Genomic DNA, 15106 nt, shown 5'->3' with positions numbered 1-15106 from the left:
ATGCTAGGGTAGCCGCATGTCGATATCACTCCACTTTGTATGTTAAATCAATACCTTAATATGCTGTGTTTTTTCATTTTCAGCTCAGAAAAAACTCGCTACCATTTGCATGGTAGCGAGTTTTTAGAGTTAAAGCAGTTTTATAAATAAACCACATTCAGGTTGAAATCCGTTGCATAAGGGGCACCTGCGGTTAGAGGTGCAAAATTAGTTATCTTGCCACCAACAATCGCTCTGCTTGTTCCCGCTTGGCCAAAGGCAGTAAGAGTAGCTGAAGCGTTAACTGTGGCATCAGTTCCAATTTCCAAGGTGTTTCTGCTAAAAACTCCAGAGGTCGTTTCATCCAATTGGTCTGTTACATAACCAGTTGGTGCAAAGCTAATATCAGTATCAACGCCTGCTGTTACTGAAACGACAATATTGGCATCTGCAAATGACGTTATTTCGTAAATACCTACTTGTCCGTCGGCACCACCAAGACAATCACCTGTTAATGCACCTACATCATTTGCAGCTCCAGCTGTAGAATTAAAGATAGTAGTATTGGTTGCGTCCACCCCTTCTTGAGCCGCTGTGAGAGTTGTGCCTGAACCACCATCTGTGGCATCCATGATACACTCATCCGCTAGAGATAAGGACAGTACGCTACCAAAGTCCAGCGCTTGTATTGGTACGATACTGATCACCGGCAATGTAGTAAAATTAATTGGTACTAAAACATCTGTCGCTATTGCCGAGTTCATTGCCGTTAATAAGAATAACGGCGTTGCTTTTTTTAATATAGTAAGTGATTTCATCGTATTATTCCTATTCGTAAGTTACTTGCACAATTATGTTATCAGTGTTGAATACAGTACCTTGTCCTAAATCAGCCGATAAGGTAATAGAGCCTGCAAGGATCATACGGGTTTTACCCGTCATAGCCTCATAACCTGTCTCCGCTGTATTTACTTCGGCAGAACCAGTCCCGGTCCCATCTATTTGAGCTAATGACATAGGTATACCGGTAACCGTGTTAAGTTCTAACGATTCACATGAATCGGCATCCACCGTATCATTGCCACTAAATTTCACTACGCAACTTTGAGCCGTTGGTGTATATGTCCAGCCCGTACCGGTAACATCATTCACCGTAACAGAGACTGTTGAAGCATCGGCACCATCTATCTCAATGAGCATCACCTCACCACCAGGTCCGTTTACACAAGCATTGCCACTTAATGAACCCACAGTAGAACCAACTGTAGCGCTACCATTTACATTACCAGCATTAGCATTGGCGGCATCTTGGCCTTCGTCAAACAGCAGGACAGCCTCATCTATCTCGGATATACCCTGCATGATACAAGATTGGCCGTTTTTATTGCCTATAACACCAGTGCCAAACGACACTTGGGTAAAGCCAGCAACTGGGGCAGCCGTTACATCTGGAATGGCTTCACCTATAACTGGGAATGTAGCTGCACTAGCATTAAGGGTAATACCTGTGCCGAATATTACGGCACTTGCTAGTAGCGTTTTTTTAAATCTTTGTGTTGGTTGCATAGCAACGCTCCTATTTAACAAAGTTACAAAGTTGTGTTAATTGTTAAAGCTTTAATTAGAAATGAATTCATGCTCTTCAATCAACAATTTTTATAACGCTAAAGCTGTATATTAACCTTAACGACTATCTTGAGTTATCTTTAGTAAAATAGAGGAAGCCACCGCAAATCACAAATTGTAATCTAATTAATGTTTGCTGCCCCTGCACCACTCTATGTGCAGGGTATTATCGCTCTTACAATACTTATCGGCAGTACACCATCAAGACTTAATTTTATTTTAAAAAAAACTTAATGAAATGTTTATTGACAACCACCTTATTTTTTTAACACTCCTAATTCATTGTTTTAATTGGGTTTTAACCTGATTCTATAAGGTTTTCTCCCCGCTTAGATAATTCCCCAAAACTATAAAAATTGGCTGTATAGGTAAATTTAGTCACTTTAATCGACAACTTACGTTCCATTACTTTATAAATAACACGATTTTAACTGGTTCGCTCTATAAGGTTGATAGAGTAAATTAACTGTCTGTTAGAAGTGGTTAAGCTACGTTTAGCAGACAACAAATTCAGCCAATATTCACTTTCATATTGAGTTGATAATATCCTACTGCTTTAACACTTAACGTATAAGTATTTATTATCACTTATGAAGTTCATTGCCATACTAAGGAATATTGTCTTAATCTTGAAGTGTAAAGACCTTGATTCATTCGAATGAGTAAAACAAGTCAAGCCCAACCAGTTCGTAGTCCACCACACAATCACATTAAACCGTTTACCACTATATTAGGTAAAAATTTTGAGGAAGAGGCTACCACTGCATTGGTTTTAAAGTTAATTATACGGGCATTAACAACCAAACCTCTGCTATTTCTCTGCATAGTTCCAGTTAACACATACCCAATATTCACATCATTATAAAATTGCACCATGTTGCGTGAAAATGCAAAATCGCCTTTGTCGTTAACATCAAGTACACCCATTAACTTATGATCTGCGACGGGCAGCCCTGTTTGTTGCAGTTCGTTGATAAAAGATTCGGCTAATTGGATGCCTAGTGAATCGGTGTTTTGTAATGACGAATCTAAATGCACAAATGAAGCCACGACTATTGGTTGATCAACCTGTATACCTCGAACATCATTTTGCAAGTCTGCTGTCATTTGTTCGGTATATTCAGCTAGTCTATTAAAGTGTAAATCGGTGCTAAATAAACTTGGATGAGGTTTCATTTCTATATTATGTAGCACCATATCTTGACAGGTATGGAACGTACCATCATCGTTAGCGCAAAACCTTTCGTTATTTGGATTTTTACTATTAAGAGCACTCAGGGGATTCATGCCCTGCAATAGCTGTAAACTTGAGCAAGCACTCAGTGCTGTGCTTAATAATGTAATACTTAATAATTTTGATATTTTTAACATTGTGTTACTTCCAAATAAATGTAAACAAGCGTGCAATTCTTAACGTTTAAACCCTATTCTTGAATTAAAGAAACGTTGTTTGAAGCAGAATTATTAGCAATATTATCCATTGGCTGGCTTCGATTCATTAAGTTTTCATTTTTCTGTGTTCTAAGAGAAGAATCGAGATCTGGAGGAAATGCCACTCTACCCAGTTGAATATTTTCGCTTCTATTAGATGACTTTGGTGCGGCTGACATCATTAAAATGGGTTCGGATACACTATTGGGTATAAAACTTTGAGCAGACGCGACAACCGCTTGTGATTGCATTCCTACGATGCGGGCATTAATTAAATATCCATCTGTGTGTTTGAGCATAGTGCCACCTACTATATAACGTGCTGGCATCTCTCCAGTAAAGTCTTCGTAATCTCTACTGAAGGCAAAATCCCCTTGTTCGGTGACCCTGATATAACCCGTGGTTTTAAAATCAATCACTGGAATACCAAATTTATGCACTTCATGGATCAAACTCTCGGCTATTTGTATGCCTAATAAGTTTGAGTCGTTGTAGTTACTGTCTAGCATAACAAAGCTTACTACAGCCACAGGTGTGGAGGAGTTGACGTATTGTAAGTTAGCAGCTAGGTCTTGCATCATGCCTCGTACGTAATAATTGATATCGTGATCTTTGGAATAAGCCGTTGAGGTTCGCGGACTTTGTTCGGGCAATAATTCTGTTAAAACAGTTTCTGTTGCTACTTTTTTTGTTGAAACTGCCTCTTAAAACTGACGCTAGAAGCTAAGGGAGAGCCATCGTCAATTATTTCAGCAAGTTCACTATCTGGAGCTTGTTCGTTAAGCGTCAGCATATCGTCAATAGGGTCAAAAATAGCACAACCACTTAAGGCGAAGGCTGCTAACAAACTGAAATTTTTTACTGCCATGTTACTGTTCCTCAAATGCGGTGCATTAAGCCATTTAAGGCTTTGTATCTTCGAGCCTAGTCTTAGAAATTTAGATGAAGCAATTTAAAAGCCAGACAAAGATTTCTAAAAATCACTACTTTAATAAAATAGGGCAATGTTAACTTGGTTTATTCAATACCTAATTTAATAGGTGTTGCGGTAAATCTGATTGTTTTTCATACTGATTTTAGAGGCGCTCCACATAGCATCATTTGGCACATAGTCGGTAGCTGCGGCAAGCACAATGTTTTCTGGGATCTGTATTAATCTGATATTAACAATGGTGTTGTTTTCTTGAAGCGTGTAAGTGCCTGTCAGAAAATAGTCTGCAGCTATTGTTGGATTTAATTCATTGACTTGTCTGCTCAACATTTTATCGGCATGGGCGCTGATTTTTATGCTTGGTAGCGTTTTATATTCTATGACCTTTAAGCCTGCCTGCGTGGCGAATGTCATTAAGCTTTCTTGAATTTGCAGTCCTAATGCCAAGTGGGAAGGCAAGGGCTCGCCGTTAGCATGCATAGTCGGTAATATTGTGCCGACTGCCACTACGTTTGTTGTGTCAATAAGTTGCGAGGTACTTAACAGCTGTCTAGCAAGCTTTTCTACATGCCTATGAAGAGTGTTTGACGGATGTGCGCTTGAGACTGTCACATCAGCTAGATCTTTACTTTCATCCATCAGATCCGTTATTGCACAGCCAGAAATTAAGGTTCCAGTTAGGATCATTAAGCATAAAGTTCGCATAGAGTTTATATCTTCAGTTAAAGCTTTGAATCGATATCAGCAATATAGGTGCCAATAACGTTTGAGGGGGGACAATTATTTCTGCTCATAAAGGTGAGTGTAAATGCTGTGGGAAGAATGACTATAGCAACGGTATAAAAGTCTGACGAAATATTTTGGTTACCTAACCTCTCTTATAAGTGACTACATGACTAGGAAAATTTATGAGACTGATGGATCTGTATACGCCTTTGCACAAGTTGCTAGATAAAAGTTTAGCTTTTGAAGGAGTCGCGCCTTTGTTACTCAGGCTCTATTTGGCACCCGTGATGATTCAGGGTGGTTGGACTAAATATCAAAGTTTTGAAGGTATTGTTGATTGGTTTGGTAATGCTGATTATGGTTTAGGTTTACCATTTCCTTTTGTTTTGGCATTTCTAGCTACGGCTGCTGAGTTGGTCGGCGGTATATTTTTACTGGTTGGTTTAGCGACCCGCTGGGTATCTATACCTTTAATGGTAACTATGTTGGTGGCAGTATTTTCAGTGCACTGGCCAAACGGTTGGGCAGCGATTGCTGATGCTAGCAGTTGGATGTCAGACGGCACCATTATGCTTAACGACGCCGTTTTAAATGCACCTGATAAATTGGCCGCTGCTAAAGGTATTCTGCAGGAGCATGGTAACTATGAATTGCTTACATCTAGTGGTAAATTTGTGGTGCTAAATAATGGAGTTGAATTTGCGATAACTTATTTTATCATGTTAATTTCATTATTTTTCACTGGTGGTGGCAAATATACCAGTATTGATTTCTTTTTAGAGAAAAAATTTATTGCTACAATATAAAAAAACGGCGCGCAAGCACCTTTTTTATTAAGATAGATGCGATACACATATTTAAGGATACTTAATGCAGGCGTTAGATTTATTACTTACCCGCAGCTCTCAACCTCGCTTACAAGAACCGGCTCCTGAAGGCCAAGCACTTGAAAATATTAAACAAGCCGCTTTACGAGCACCAGACCATGCTTGTCTTACACCATGGAAGTTTGTTGTTTGCCAAAAAGAAGGCTTAAAACGTTTAGGTGATGTATTTGAGCAGGCCGCCATTTCTGCCGATAAAAGCGATAAAGAAATTGAACGTGCACCTCAATTGCCATTACGCGCGCCAATGGTAATAGTGGCGATAGCTAAATTCACTGAAAATGACAAAGTGCCATGGATAGAACAAGTTGCCTCAGCCTCTTGTGCCTTACATGCTATGCAAATGGCCGCAGTTGCCCAAGGATTTTCTGGTGTGTGGCGCACAGGTAGTTATGCCAAAGATCCAATCGTAAAACAAGCCTTTGATTTATTAGAGCAAGATGAAATAGTCGGTTTTCTATATTTAGGCTCTTCGCCTATTAAACCGTTGCCCAAGCCGAAAAGAGACAGTGCAAAATTTTTTGAAGATTGGGGTTAGTAAATAAAAGCGTTTGCACTACCGAGGAAAAAGAGCGGCGGGCGCCGACCGCTGCGCTTCACAAAGAAAAGATGATTCAAAATCCTTGAAACATTAGGTATTTTATTTTTCTCGGTGAACTCACCTACCTCTGTGGTGTAAAATTTCTTTAGTCTTTAGCTTTTCAGCATTAAAAAATCTAACATCACAAACGACTTCAACTGCATTAAAAGCCAAAGGTTTTGCACCACCGAGGAAAAGAGCGCGAACTACGCTGCACCGAGGAAAAGATATAAGTCGCTTTAAATAAATGACGTCAGGTTATGTTTTTCTTACTTTTCCTCTGTGACCTCTGTGACCTCGTTGTCCTCTGTGGTGCAAAAATTCTTTAGTTTTTTCAGCATTAAATGTTTTTTATCACATAGAACTGAGCTTCATAGGCAAAATAATAATGAAATGGAAGCTTTGATATTAAAGTGAAAAATTAATTTGCAGCTAGTTTTACTTGGTTTCTACCCGCATTTTTGGCTGAATAAAGGGCTTGGTCTGCTCTTTCAATGATATTGGTTAATCCATCGTTGGGCCTTTTTTGTGCTACACCAAAAGAAGCGGTAACAGGTGGAATCCTTTCTCCAGTGCGATTACTACTAAAGGGCACTGAAGCTAGTTTCACTCTAATATCTTCGGCAACAATTTTTGCTTGTTCTAATTTTAAGCGCGGACATAGAAGACCAAATTCTTCGCCTCCTAATCGCACTGGCAGGATGGTTTTTTTGCATTCTGTTTTTAACAACTGTCCAATATATTTAAGAATTCTATCTCCTACTAAGTGACCATGAGTATCATTAAACACCTTGAATTTATCCACATCCATCATGATCAAAGTAATATCGTCTTGGTGGTTTTTATCATCTACAAATTGATTGTAAGTTGCCTCGAAGACACGTCTATTATAAAGCCCTGTTAAAGGATCTGTGTTGGCTTCTTTTTCGCTATTTTCAAGTGCTTCTTTCAATGAGTTTATTTCAGACTGAGCCGCAGACAGCTGCCCTAGAAATTCTTCATTGGCACTGCAAATTGCATTTGTATTGGTATTTAATTTATTCAAAGCCGGTGTAATGGCATCGTCCACATCGTTAAGGCTAAGCTCGGTCAAGTTTTCCATCAACGCCCGGGAGTAACTGTTAGTTTGGTGGGCGGTGTGGTCTATTGAATCTGATAAGTTATCAACTAAATGCGAAAACGCGTTTTGGAAATGGATGAGTTGTTCATTATTTTTGTTTTCTAATTGATTAATATAGCGAAAAAACAAAGATTCTGAAATATCTGGAGGACAAGTGCCGTAACGTTCTAACGTTCTATCTAATTCTGTATTTAATGGCGCAAAGGCTTTGGAGAAGTAGCAATACCACAAGGTATAGTTAAGAGGATTTGGCACTATGCTGTATTTTACCATCATAGGTATTGCTTGGCGAACATACCCTGCTGCTTGTGCTGAGTTCTCAGAAAATTTCATAACGACTCTTCGTATAAAATACGATAAAACATTTCAACATTAATCGACTATATTTCAATTCCAAATATAAACCTATACTACTTTTGGTTAATAGATAAAGTGTATATCTTATGAGGCTCAGTATAAAAGGTGATTTTGTCGATAGTTCCAATAACATATAGGTAGGCAAAAAATACAAACTTTTCTTGTAAAATATTCCAAGAAAAACACATTTCGCCACTGAGAACACAGATTCGGGCACACAAACACAATCCCACGGGCATGTTGTGAACTTAGTGCCTTTCTCTGTGAAGCAAAGGGTCTGCGTACGACGTTCTTAGGTAAATTTGGTTACATTGCCCTTGTTTTATCCTCTGGCTTACGGCGCAATGCTTCTTTACTTATTCTTCCGTATCGTCTTCTGGCTTTAACGTTACCCTAGGTTTACGCTTCATAGGCATATCACCTGCCTCTTTACCTTGCATTGTTTTAACGCGATTAGGTGCTTGTTGAGGCTTGTCTTTTTGATTGACCTTTTTATTGGTCGACTTTTTGCCCGGGGCGTCTTTAGCTTTAGGAGGCTTTAAGCCTTTAAATTTAGCTTTTAGGCCTTCAATCTCGCTAAATTCGATGTTCTGTTGCATAAAGCTTTTGATTGCCAAAAAACTGAACCAGTCTTTTGGTCCCACAAAGGATACCGCTTGGCCTTTATTACCTGCTCGTCCGGTTCTGCCAACTCTATGCACGTATTCATCGGCCAATTTAGGTAAATCAAAATTCACTACTAAGGCTACATTTAGCAAGTCCAAGCCGCGAGAGGCGATATCGGTTGTGACCAATATGTGATGCTGACCTCGTCCAAACTCACTCATAATATTATTACGCTGACCTTGGGTTAGGTCGCCACTTAGGGCAACGGCATGTAATTGTTGCTCCTTGAGTATTACCGTGAGCCTTTCTGTATCTGCGCGGGTAGCCGTGAAAACTATGATCTGACGATATTCTTGCTGATTGATCATATGACTTAACAATAACTCTTTGTGTGTCACGTGATCGGCTAAGAAGAACTGTTGTTGAATATCTTTATGTTCCTCACCAGCAGAGCCTATACTGATGCGCTGTGGGCTTTTTAATAGGGTCTGAGTCAGTTCGTGCATAGCTGCACTGTCTAAAGTCGCAGAGAACATCATAGATTGGCGTTTGCGATGATCAGCTGCTTGATTGATCAGTCTAAGTTCTGAGGCAAAACCTAAGTCTAACATTCGATCTGCTTCATCCAATATCAACATTTCAAGGCCGTTTAAGAATAACGATTTGCCTTTAAGATGATCTGCTACGCGGCCTGCTGTGCCCACAATAAATTGTGGATGATGTTTAAGGGCTTTCACTTGGTCGTTAAAGTTTTCACCGCCTAATATTAAAGCGGCTTTTAGCTGCTGCTTCGCAATTAATCCTTTGAGCTGCAAAAATACTTGTTTCGCGAGCTCTCTGGTGGGCGCTAAAATAAGCACTCTGGGGTCTCGACGGCTTAATGGCTGTTTAGTTAATACTCTATGTACCGCTGGTAATAGAAACGCGAGTGTTTTACCAGAGCCAGTTTTGGATGAGGCAATTAAGTCCTTACCCATCAAGCCGTAAGGGATCGCCTTACTTTGGATTTCTGTAGGTGTATCAAGCCCTTTAACTTCAAGGGCTTTTAATAAATTATGATGTAAAGGTAGGTCGGTAAATTGCAAAAGACATGCTCTAAAAACTGATATGGAATCAATTATACAAGGGCTTAGCTAATTTTGTGGGTTTATTTCAAAACATCATTTCCGGCACGTCTGCAGCCACCACTAATTTGCCTGCAGTTTTAGCGCGAATTTCATCTACCGTTACCCCCGGCGCTCTTTCAACTAAGTGAAAAGCACCGTCTTTTACTTCAAGCACCGCTAAGTCGGTAATGATTTTGTTAATACAATTCACGCCAGTTAAGGGCAGGGTGCATTGAGCTAACAGCTTGGAGTGTCCATGTTTATCAGCATGAGTCATGGTCACAATAATATTTTGTGCACCAGCGACTAAGTCCATCGCGCCGCCCATACCTTTAATGAGTTTGCCAGGGATCATCCATGAGGCAATATTGCCATGACAATCCACTTCAAATGCACCCAGTACCGTTAGGTCTACATGGCCACCACGGATCATGGCAAAACTTTCGGCTGAATTAAAAATAGATGCACCTATCGCTGCCGTGACGGTTTCTTTTCCTGCATTGATCATATCTGCATCCACTTGTTCCTCAGTAGGATAGGGACCCATGCCAAGTAAACCGTTTTCTGATTGCAGCATCACTTCGATATCATCAGCTACATAGTTGGCAGCTAGGGTAGGGATGCCAATGCCTAAATTAATATAGTGTCCATCACCAAATTCTTGTGCTACTCGCATAGCAATTTGTTCTCTGCTTAATGACATAATAATGGCCTATTGATTGCTAGTAGCTGAGGAGAGGATTTTACGCTCGATACGTTTTTCAAATTTGCCTACGATTATTCGGTCAACGTATATGCCGGGTGTGTGTATTTCGCTAGGAGAAAGTGCGCCAGGCTCGACTATTTCTTCTACTTCTAGCACCGTGATTCTCCCAGCCGTTGCTGCCATAGGGTTAAAGTTTTGTGCTGTATGACGATAAATACAGTTGCCGTAACGGTCGGCTTTGTAAGCTTTTACAATAGCAAAATCACCGGTGATTGATTCTTCGAGAATGTAATCGCGACCATTAAATTTTCTAGTCTCTTTGCCTTCACCTACTGGTGTGCCAAAACCTGTCGCGGTATAAAATGCTGGGATACCTGCGCCGCCCGCTCGCATTTTTTCTGCTAATGTCCCTTGAGGGGTGAGTTCTACTTCCAATTCGCCATTTAACAGTTGTTGTTCAAATAAGGCGTTTTCACCTACATAGGATGACACCATTTTTTTGATTTGCTTTTCTTCTAACAGCAGGCCTAGACCAAAACCATCAACACCGCAGTTATTGGAGACAACTGTTAAGCCTTTGGTATTCATTTTTTTAATTTGTGCAATTAAACCTTCGGGAATGCCACAAAGACCAAATCCGCCAGCTATCACTGTCATATTGTCTTGTAAGCCGGCCATTGCCGCTTCGTAACTGTCTACTACCTTGTTAAAACCTGCCATGATTAATTCTCAAGTTAACTAACGTACTACAGTGTAAAAGATACATATAAATAGTAAAATTAAATTAATGTGTGTATTAATAGATTTTATTTATTAATCTTTATTGTTTTAAACGAGAGTAGTTCACTATGTATAACGTATCGTTTCGCCAGGTACAGATTTTTGTCTGTATTGCGCAATCCCATACCTTTGCTCAGGCTGCTGAGAAAATGTGTCTGTCTCAACCCGCCTTATCTTCGGCAATAAAAAAAATGGAATCACAGTTGGGGGGGGTATTGTTTTCACGCACCACTCGTAAAGTGGAATTAAGCCCAGAAGGAAGGCAATTTTTACCCGTGGTCGTTAGGCTTATGGGTGATTGGCAAGACGCGTTTTCAGACTTACATAACTTATTTTCATTAGGCCAAGGCAAGCTATCCATAGCCGCAATGCCCTCTTTTGCTGCTGGGCTGTTGCCGGGTATTTTGCAACAGTTCAAAACTGAGTTCCCTAACATAAAATTGTCAGTGGCTGATGTGGTGATGGAGTCCGTGATAAAAGATGTGCAAGCAGGTAGGGCTGAAATTGGCTTTTCCTTCGAACATAAAAAAATGGATGGGTTGGAGTTTCATCCCATTCTTACGGATAATTTTATTGCGGTATTACCCGCTAATCACCCCTTGAGCGAACATCAAGTTTTGTCTTGGTCACACATTGCTTTGTACCCTTTTGTAGCGATGAATAAAGGCTCAGCTATTCGCCAATGGATTGATTCATTTATGGAATTAAATCATTTGTCTCTGGATATAGTGGTGGAGGCAAGTCAACTTGCCACCTTAGGGCAGTTTGTCAAACATGACCTAGGTGTGTCTGTGGTACCGGCTTTATGTCAGGAACAAATGCTCAGCAAAGACTTAGTTTGCCTGAATATTCATCAGAGTGGTTTGAGTAAACGAGTCGGCGTTATTCGGCAAAAAAATGGAAATTTATCGTCAGTGGCTTCAACATTCTGGCAATGGACTGTGAAAAATATTTCATATTCTGGTTAAAATTGAGGTGGATATGTATGCTGACAAAGGGACACAGTTACCATTTTTTCTTTTCTGCAAATAATTCGTCTAGGTCGTTTTTCTCTGATTTTTCTTTTTTCGCTACATCTTGGCTATTGACATTTTTTAGGTTGCTTTCAATATTGAGCAACTGCTCTTCTAATTGAGCCTTTTTGATAGTGATAAATTCATCTTGATTAGGCTGTGCAGCAAGTGCACCGATGGCTTTTTCTAAACATTGCCTGGCAGAGCCCAATTGATTTTTTTTTATGGCTGTGTCGCCTCGTCTTATCAACGTGTCAACGTTAGCTCGAAGCTGCAAACGTTCGAGTAGTTTGTCTTCGGCTAAAAATACTCTGCTCTCAATACGATTTTTCTTAAACTCAGAGCGTAAAAATGACCTCATTGTTTTGATTCCACGAATAAACTGAATCACTTGCTTATCGCCTTGTGGCAATTGAAAACTGTCTTCTGACGGAGGGGACTTATGCACATCAATCGCTTTTAAAGCTTCTTCTGCTGATTTTATTCTATCGTTTGAACCAGTTGTATTATCACCCATGTGTTTAGCTGCTTTTATCGCTGCCAAAATTCTGCGTTGCATAATAAATACCAGTCTTTGGGAGATAAGTATTTGTTCAGCAGTTGCTAATGCGGCTTCAGTGTTGTCGATGATGCCTTTTTGTTTGGATAACTCAGCTCTGCGTTCGCCTTCGACTTTGTTTTTGTGTTGTTGAATCGCGTTCACAATAACGCCTACTAGCACTAACGCGACAATCAACACTATTATTATTGTAAATACCATAATTCTATAACTTTTCCACTCTTAAGATTTAAAGCACTTAGTATAACAATAGCTAAGATTACTCATTAATTAGGGCAACGTTAAGATAAAAACGCTACCGCCTAAACTTCCACCGTTTTCTAGGTATATTTTACCTTCAGTCTCGCCTTTGGTATGCGCTTTGGCAATTAATCTCGCAAAATATAGACCTAGTCCCGTTCTCCCTTCTCCTATATCACATTGTTGCATTTGAACACTCTGGGCTTCGAGCATGCTTTTGGGATAGCCAGGGCCGTCGTCTTCGACTTTAAATACTAATTGTTTATGTTCTGTGTATACGCTCAAGTGTATATTTTTTTTGCTATAACGCATGGCATTAATTAATACATCATTTAACAAAATACCAATTAAATCAGCATCTAGATACCATACTAAATCGGCAGATAGGCTCACTTCTAAAATCATATTTTTATGATTTAAGTAACTTTCATTGGTAGCCAGCAAATCTTCTATGACATCGTCTATGTGGTATTCGTCAATAGTAAGGGGCAGGTTATCTGATCCTGCTCGGTACAAAGATAATAATTGTACCAAACCAGTATTCAACCTGGCAGCTTCGTAATGAGCCGATGCCAAATGTTCTCGAGATACAGGATTTGTCTCTACCAGACTCTGTCCTAGGTTTTCGATAGATTGCATTAATAAGCATAAGGAGTTTTTCATATCATGCACGGCAGAGCCCAATATTGTGGAGAAGTCGATTGATGTATCTTCTCTAGGCATAAATTGTTCCGACAGCGAAAGTTAATACAGGTAACATAAGGTGGGTTGCATAAAGTTAAAATTATTTAGACGTATCTTATCAGACCTTTTTCTGTATTTGACATTTGATTTTTCAGTCTTTTTAAGGTTTTAGTTTGTTATAACTAGAACCTTTTTTTAAATTCTAATAGATTTCGCCTTGTTAAAGTTATATAACAATTTAATATATAGAAGTTCCCAGGATTAACAAGCAAGGCTAAGACATGAAATTACAGCAACTCCGTTATATTGTTGAAGTACTCAACAATAATTTAAACGTCTCAGCTACCGCTGAAAGCTTGTACACATCACAACCTGGGATCAGTAAACAAGTTCGCATGTTGGAAGACGAGTTAGGCATACAAATCTTTGGTCGTAGTGGCAAACATCTCACTCATGTGACTGAGGCAGGCCAAGATGTGATCAATATATCTCGTGAGATTTTAGCCAAAGTAGAAAGCATTAAAGCGGTGTCTCGAGAGCACACCTTACCAGACCAAGGTAAGCTAAATATTGCCACCACGCATACCCAAGCAAGATATGCTTTACCTGATGTTATTAAAGGCTTTATGAACAAATATTCAAAAGTCTCATTACATATGCATCAAGGTACACCGTCGCAAATAAGCGATTTGGCTGCTAAGGGCGAAGCAGATTTTGCCATCGCTACCGAGTCATTACATTTATATAATGATTTGGTGATGTTGCCGTGTTATCACTGGAATCGCAGTATTATTGTAAACCGTGATCATCCTTTAGCCAAAAAGACCACCATCACCATTGAAGATATTGCCGAGTACAACTTAGTTACTTATGTCTTTGGATTTACCGGCCGCTCTTCGTTAGACCAAGCTTTCAGTAGCGCTGGCATTGAGCCAAAAATAGTGTTCACTGCCACAGATGCTGACGTAATCAAAACCTATGTAAGACTGGGTGTGGGTGTGGGTGTGATTGCCTCTATGGCGATTGATGACAAGCTAGACTCAGATTTAGTCAAGATTGATGCCAGCCATTTGTTTGAATACAGCACCACTAAGATTGGCTTCAGAAAAGGCTCATTCTTACGCAGCTACATGTACGAATTTATCGAACGTTTTGCCCCACATCTAACTAAATCAGTGGTAGAAAAAGCCATGATGTTGAAAAACAACGACGAAGTAGAAAAAATGTTTAAAGGCCTAACGTTACCGGTAAGGTAAAAAGCCAATAAAGCCCAACACAGAGAAAAAGGGGAAGCTAACTTACTAGAAATCTTCATTTGAATTTTTAGTAATAACAATCAATTTTCTTTTCTCTGTGATCTCGCCTTCCTCTGTGGTGCAAAATATCTTTAGTCTTTAGTCTTTAGTCTTTAGTCTTTAGTTTTTTTCATTAAAAAATCTAACATCACAAACGACTTCAACTGCATTAAAAGTCAAAGGTTTTGCACCACCGAGGAAAAGACATAAATCGCTTTAAACAGATGAAGTCAGGTTATGTTTTTCTTGTTTTTCCTCTGTGGTGCAAAAAATCTTTAATCCTTGGTTTCATCATTTAAAATCTAACACCTAACACCTCAAACGACTTCAAACTGCATTAAGAGCCAAAGGTTTTGCACCACCGAGGAAAAGATATAAGTCGCTTTAAATAGATGACGTCAGGTTATGTTTTTCTTACTTTGCCTCTGTGACCTCGTTGTCCTCTGTGGTGCAAAAAATCTTTAGTCTTTCAACATTTAATAT

The 15106-nt window shown here is 39.5% G+C and carries 16 protein-coding genes; 4 read left to right on the top strand and 12 right to left on the bottom strand.

Annotated elements, in window-relative coordinates; genetic code table 11:
* Window positions 1-140: 140 nt before the first annotated feature.
* The 6 genes from C427_RS13765 to C427_RS13740 all read right to left on the bottom strand — a co-directional run bounded on the left by C427_RS13765 (window position 141) and on the right by C427_RS13740 (window position 4672).
* On the bottom strand, window positions 141-797 hold the full coding sequence (locus C427_RS13765; RefSeq protein ID WP_007638671.1) for a hypothetical protein: 657 nt from the start codon (window positions 795-797) through the stop codon (window positions 141-143).
* A gap of 10 nt (window positions 798-807) precedes the next feature.
* Window positions 808-1545, bottom strand: a complete 738-nt coding sequence (locus tag C427_RS13760) for a hypothetical protein (protein WP_007638669.1) — start codon at window positions 1543-1545, stop codon at window positions 808-810.
* 765 nt (window positions 1546-2310) lie between these two features.
* Window positions 2311-2976: a FlgO family outer membrane protein gene (locus C427_RS13755; RefSeq protein ID WP_007638667.1), complete on the bottom strand. Its 666-nt coding sequence runs from the start codon at window positions 2974-2976 to the stop codon at window positions 2311-2313.
* A 53-nt stretch (window positions 2977-3029) separates the two neighbouring features.
* Window positions 3030-3689, bottom strand: a complete 660-nt coding sequence (locus tag C427_RS13750) for a FlgO family outer membrane protein (RefSeq protein WP_015430963.1) — start codon at window positions 3687-3689, stop codon at window positions 3030-3032.
* A gap of 26 nt (window positions 3690-3715) precedes the next feature.
* On the bottom strand, window positions 3716-3904 hold the full coding sequence (locus C427_RS13745; protein ID WP_015430962.1) for a hypothetical protein: 189 nt from the start codon (window positions 3902-3904) through the stop codon (window positions 3716-3718).
* A 165-nt stretch (window positions 3905-4069) separates the two neighbouring features.
* Window positions 4070-4672: a FlgO family outer membrane protein gene (locus C427_RS13740; protein ID WP_226991166.1), complete on the bottom strand. Its 603-nt coding sequence runs from the start codon at window positions 4670-4672 to the stop codon at window positions 4070-4072.
* Window positions 4673-4875: 203 nt separating this feature from the next.
* Between C427_RS13740 and C427_RS13735 the strand changes: the two genes are divergently transcribed.
* The gene (locus tag C427_RS13735; RefSeq protein ID WP_007638661.1) at window positions 4876-5499 is read left to right on the top strand and encodes an HvfX family Cu-binding RiPP maturation protein; all 624 of its coding nucleotides are present in this window, start codon (window positions 4876-4878) and stop codon (window positions 5497-5499) included.
* A gap of 64 nt (window positions 5500-5563) precedes the next feature.
* Window positions 5564-6115 (top strand): NAD(P)H nitroreductase, encoded by a 552-nt coding sequence (locus tag C427_RS13730; protein ID WP_007638659.1) that lies wholly within the window; start codon window positions 5564-5566, stop codon window positions 6113-6115.
* 463 nt (window positions 6116-6578) lie between these two features.
* On the opposite strand, the gene C427_RS13725 is transcribed toward C427_RS13730, so the two are convergent.
* The 4 genes from C427_RS13725 to C427_RS13710 form a co-directional block, all read right to left on the bottom strand.
* Window positions 6579-7610 (bottom strand): GGDEF domain-containing protein, encoded by a 1032-nt coding sequence (locus C427_RS13725; protein WP_007638657.1) that lies wholly within the window; start codon window positions 7608-7610, stop codon window positions 6579-6581.
* Between the two features lie 380 nt (window positions 7611-7990).
* Window positions 7991-9325, bottom strand: coding sequence for a DEAD/DEAH box helicase (locus C427_RS13720; RefSeq protein ID WP_007638653.1), 1335 nt, complete (start codon window positions 9323-9325; stop codon window positions 7991-7993).
* Between the two features lie 67 nt (window positions 9326-9392).
* Window positions 9393-10049 carry a 3-oxoacid CoA-transferase subunit B gene (locus C427_RS13715; protein WP_007638651.1) on the bottom strand — a complete coding sequence of 219 codons (657 nt, stop codon included), beginning with the start codon at window positions 10047-10049 and terminating at the stop codon, window positions 9393-9395.
* Between the two features lie 9 nt (window positions 10050-10058).
* A complete protein-coding gene (locus C427_RS13710) occupies window positions 10059-10772 on the bottom strand; it encodes a CoA transferase subunit A (protein ID WP_007638649.1) in 714 nt (237 codons plus the stop codon).
* 128 nt (window positions 10773-10900) lie between these two features.
* Between C427_RS13710 and C427_RS13705 the strand changes: the two genes are divergently transcribed.
* Window positions 10901-11800 carry a LysR family transcriptional regulator gene (locus tag C427_RS13705; RefSeq protein ID WP_007638647.1) on the top strand — a complete coding sequence of 300 codons (900 nt, stop codon included), beginning with the start codon at window positions 10901-10903 and terminating at the stop codon, window positions 11798-11800.
* A 37-nt stretch (window positions 11801-11837) separates the two neighbouring features.
* Here C427_RS13705 and C427_RS13700 read toward each other — a convergent pair whose 3' ends face one another.
* Together C427_RS13700 and C427_RS13695 are read right to left on the bottom strand one after the other, a co-directional pair.
* Complete coding sequence (locus C427_RS13700) at window positions 11838-12605, bottom strand: hypothetical protein (RefSeq protein ID WP_007638645.1); 768 nt, start codon at window positions 12603-12605, stop codon at window positions 11838-11840.
* 69 nt (window positions 12606-12674) lie between these two features.
* Complete coding sequence (locus C427_RS13695; RefSeq protein WP_007638644.1) at window positions 12675-13367, bottom strand: sensor histidine kinase; 693 nt, start codon at window positions 13365-13367, stop codon at window positions 12675-12677.
* A 242-nt stretch (window positions 13368-13609) separates the two neighbouring features.
* Here C427_RS13695 and cysB point away from each other — a divergent pair, with 242 nt between their 5' ends.
* Window positions 13610-14584: an HTH-type transcriptional regulator CysB gene (gene cysB / locus C427_RS13690; protein ID WP_007638643.1), complete on the top strand. Its 975-nt coding sequence runs from the start codon at window positions 13610-13612 to the stop codon at window positions 14582-14584.
* Window positions 14585-15106 lie beyond the last annotated feature (522 nt).

This window comes from Paraglaciecola psychrophila 170, assembly GCF_000347635.1.
GTDB classification, from domain to species: Bacteria; Pseudomonadota; Gammaproteobacteria; order Enterobacterales; family Alteromonadaceae; genus Paraglaciecola; species Paraglaciecola psychrophila.
Note: the sequence above shows the minus strand (reverse complement) of the source record. Positions and strands in the feature narration are given on the sequence as shown.

Bases quoted from the DNA above. Each gene is read 5' to 3' on its own strand.
- C427_RS13725 (WP_007638657.1), bottom strand. From the start codon at position 7,610: ATGAAATTTTCTGAGAACTCAGCACAAGCAGCAGGGTATGTTCGCCAA.
- C427_RS13745 (WP_015430962.1), bottom strand. From the start codon at position 3,904: ATGGCAGTAAAAAATTTCAGTTTGTTAGCAGCCTTCGCCTTAAGTGGT.
- C427_RS13730 (WP_007638659.1), top strand. From the start codon at position 5,564: ATGCAGGCGTTAGATTTATTACTTACCCGCAGCTCTCAACCTCGCTTA.
- C427_RS13740 (WP_226991166.1), bottom strand. From the start codon at position 4,672: ATGCGAACTTTATGCTTAATGATCCTAACTGGAACCTTAATTTCTGGC.
- C427_RS13710 (WP_007638649.1), bottom strand. From the start codon at position 10,772: ATGGCAGGTTTTAACAAGGTAGTAGACAGTTACGAAGCGGCAATGGCC.
- C427_RS13765 (WP_007638671.1), bottom strand. From the start codon at position 797: ATGAAATCACTTACTATATTAAAAAAAGCAACGCCGTTATTCTTATTA.
- C427_RS13735 (WP_007638661.1), top strand. From the start codon at position 4,876: ATGAGACTGATGGATCTGTATACGCCTTTGCACAAGTTGCTAGATAAA.
- C427_RS13755 (WP_007638667.1), bottom strand. From the start codon at position 2,976: ATGTTAAAAATATCAAAATTATTAAGTATTACATTATTAAGCACAGCA.
- cysB (WP_007638643.1), top strand. From the start codon at position 13,610: ATGAAATTACAGCAACTCCGTTATATTGTTGAAGTACTCAACAATAAT.
- C427_RS13705 (WP_007638647.1), top strand. From the start codon at position 10,901: ATGTATAACGTATCGTTTCGCCAGGTACAGATTTTTGTCTGTATTGCG.
- C427_RS13700 (WP_007638645.1), bottom strand. From the start codon at position 12,605: ATGGTATTTACAATAATAATAGTGTTGATTGTCGCGTTAGTGCTAGTA.
- C427_RS13715 (WP_007638651.1), bottom strand. From the start codon at position 10,049: ATGTCATTAAGCAGAGAACAAATTGCTATGCGAGTAGCACAAGAATTT.
- C427_RS13760 (WP_007638669.1), bottom strand. From the start codon at position 1,545: ATGCAACCAACACAAAGATTTAAAAAAACGCTACTAGCAAGTGCCGTA.
- C427_RS13695 (WP_007638644.1), bottom strand. From the start codon at position 13,367: ATGCCTAGAGAAGATACATCAATCGACTTCTCCACAATATTGGGCTCT.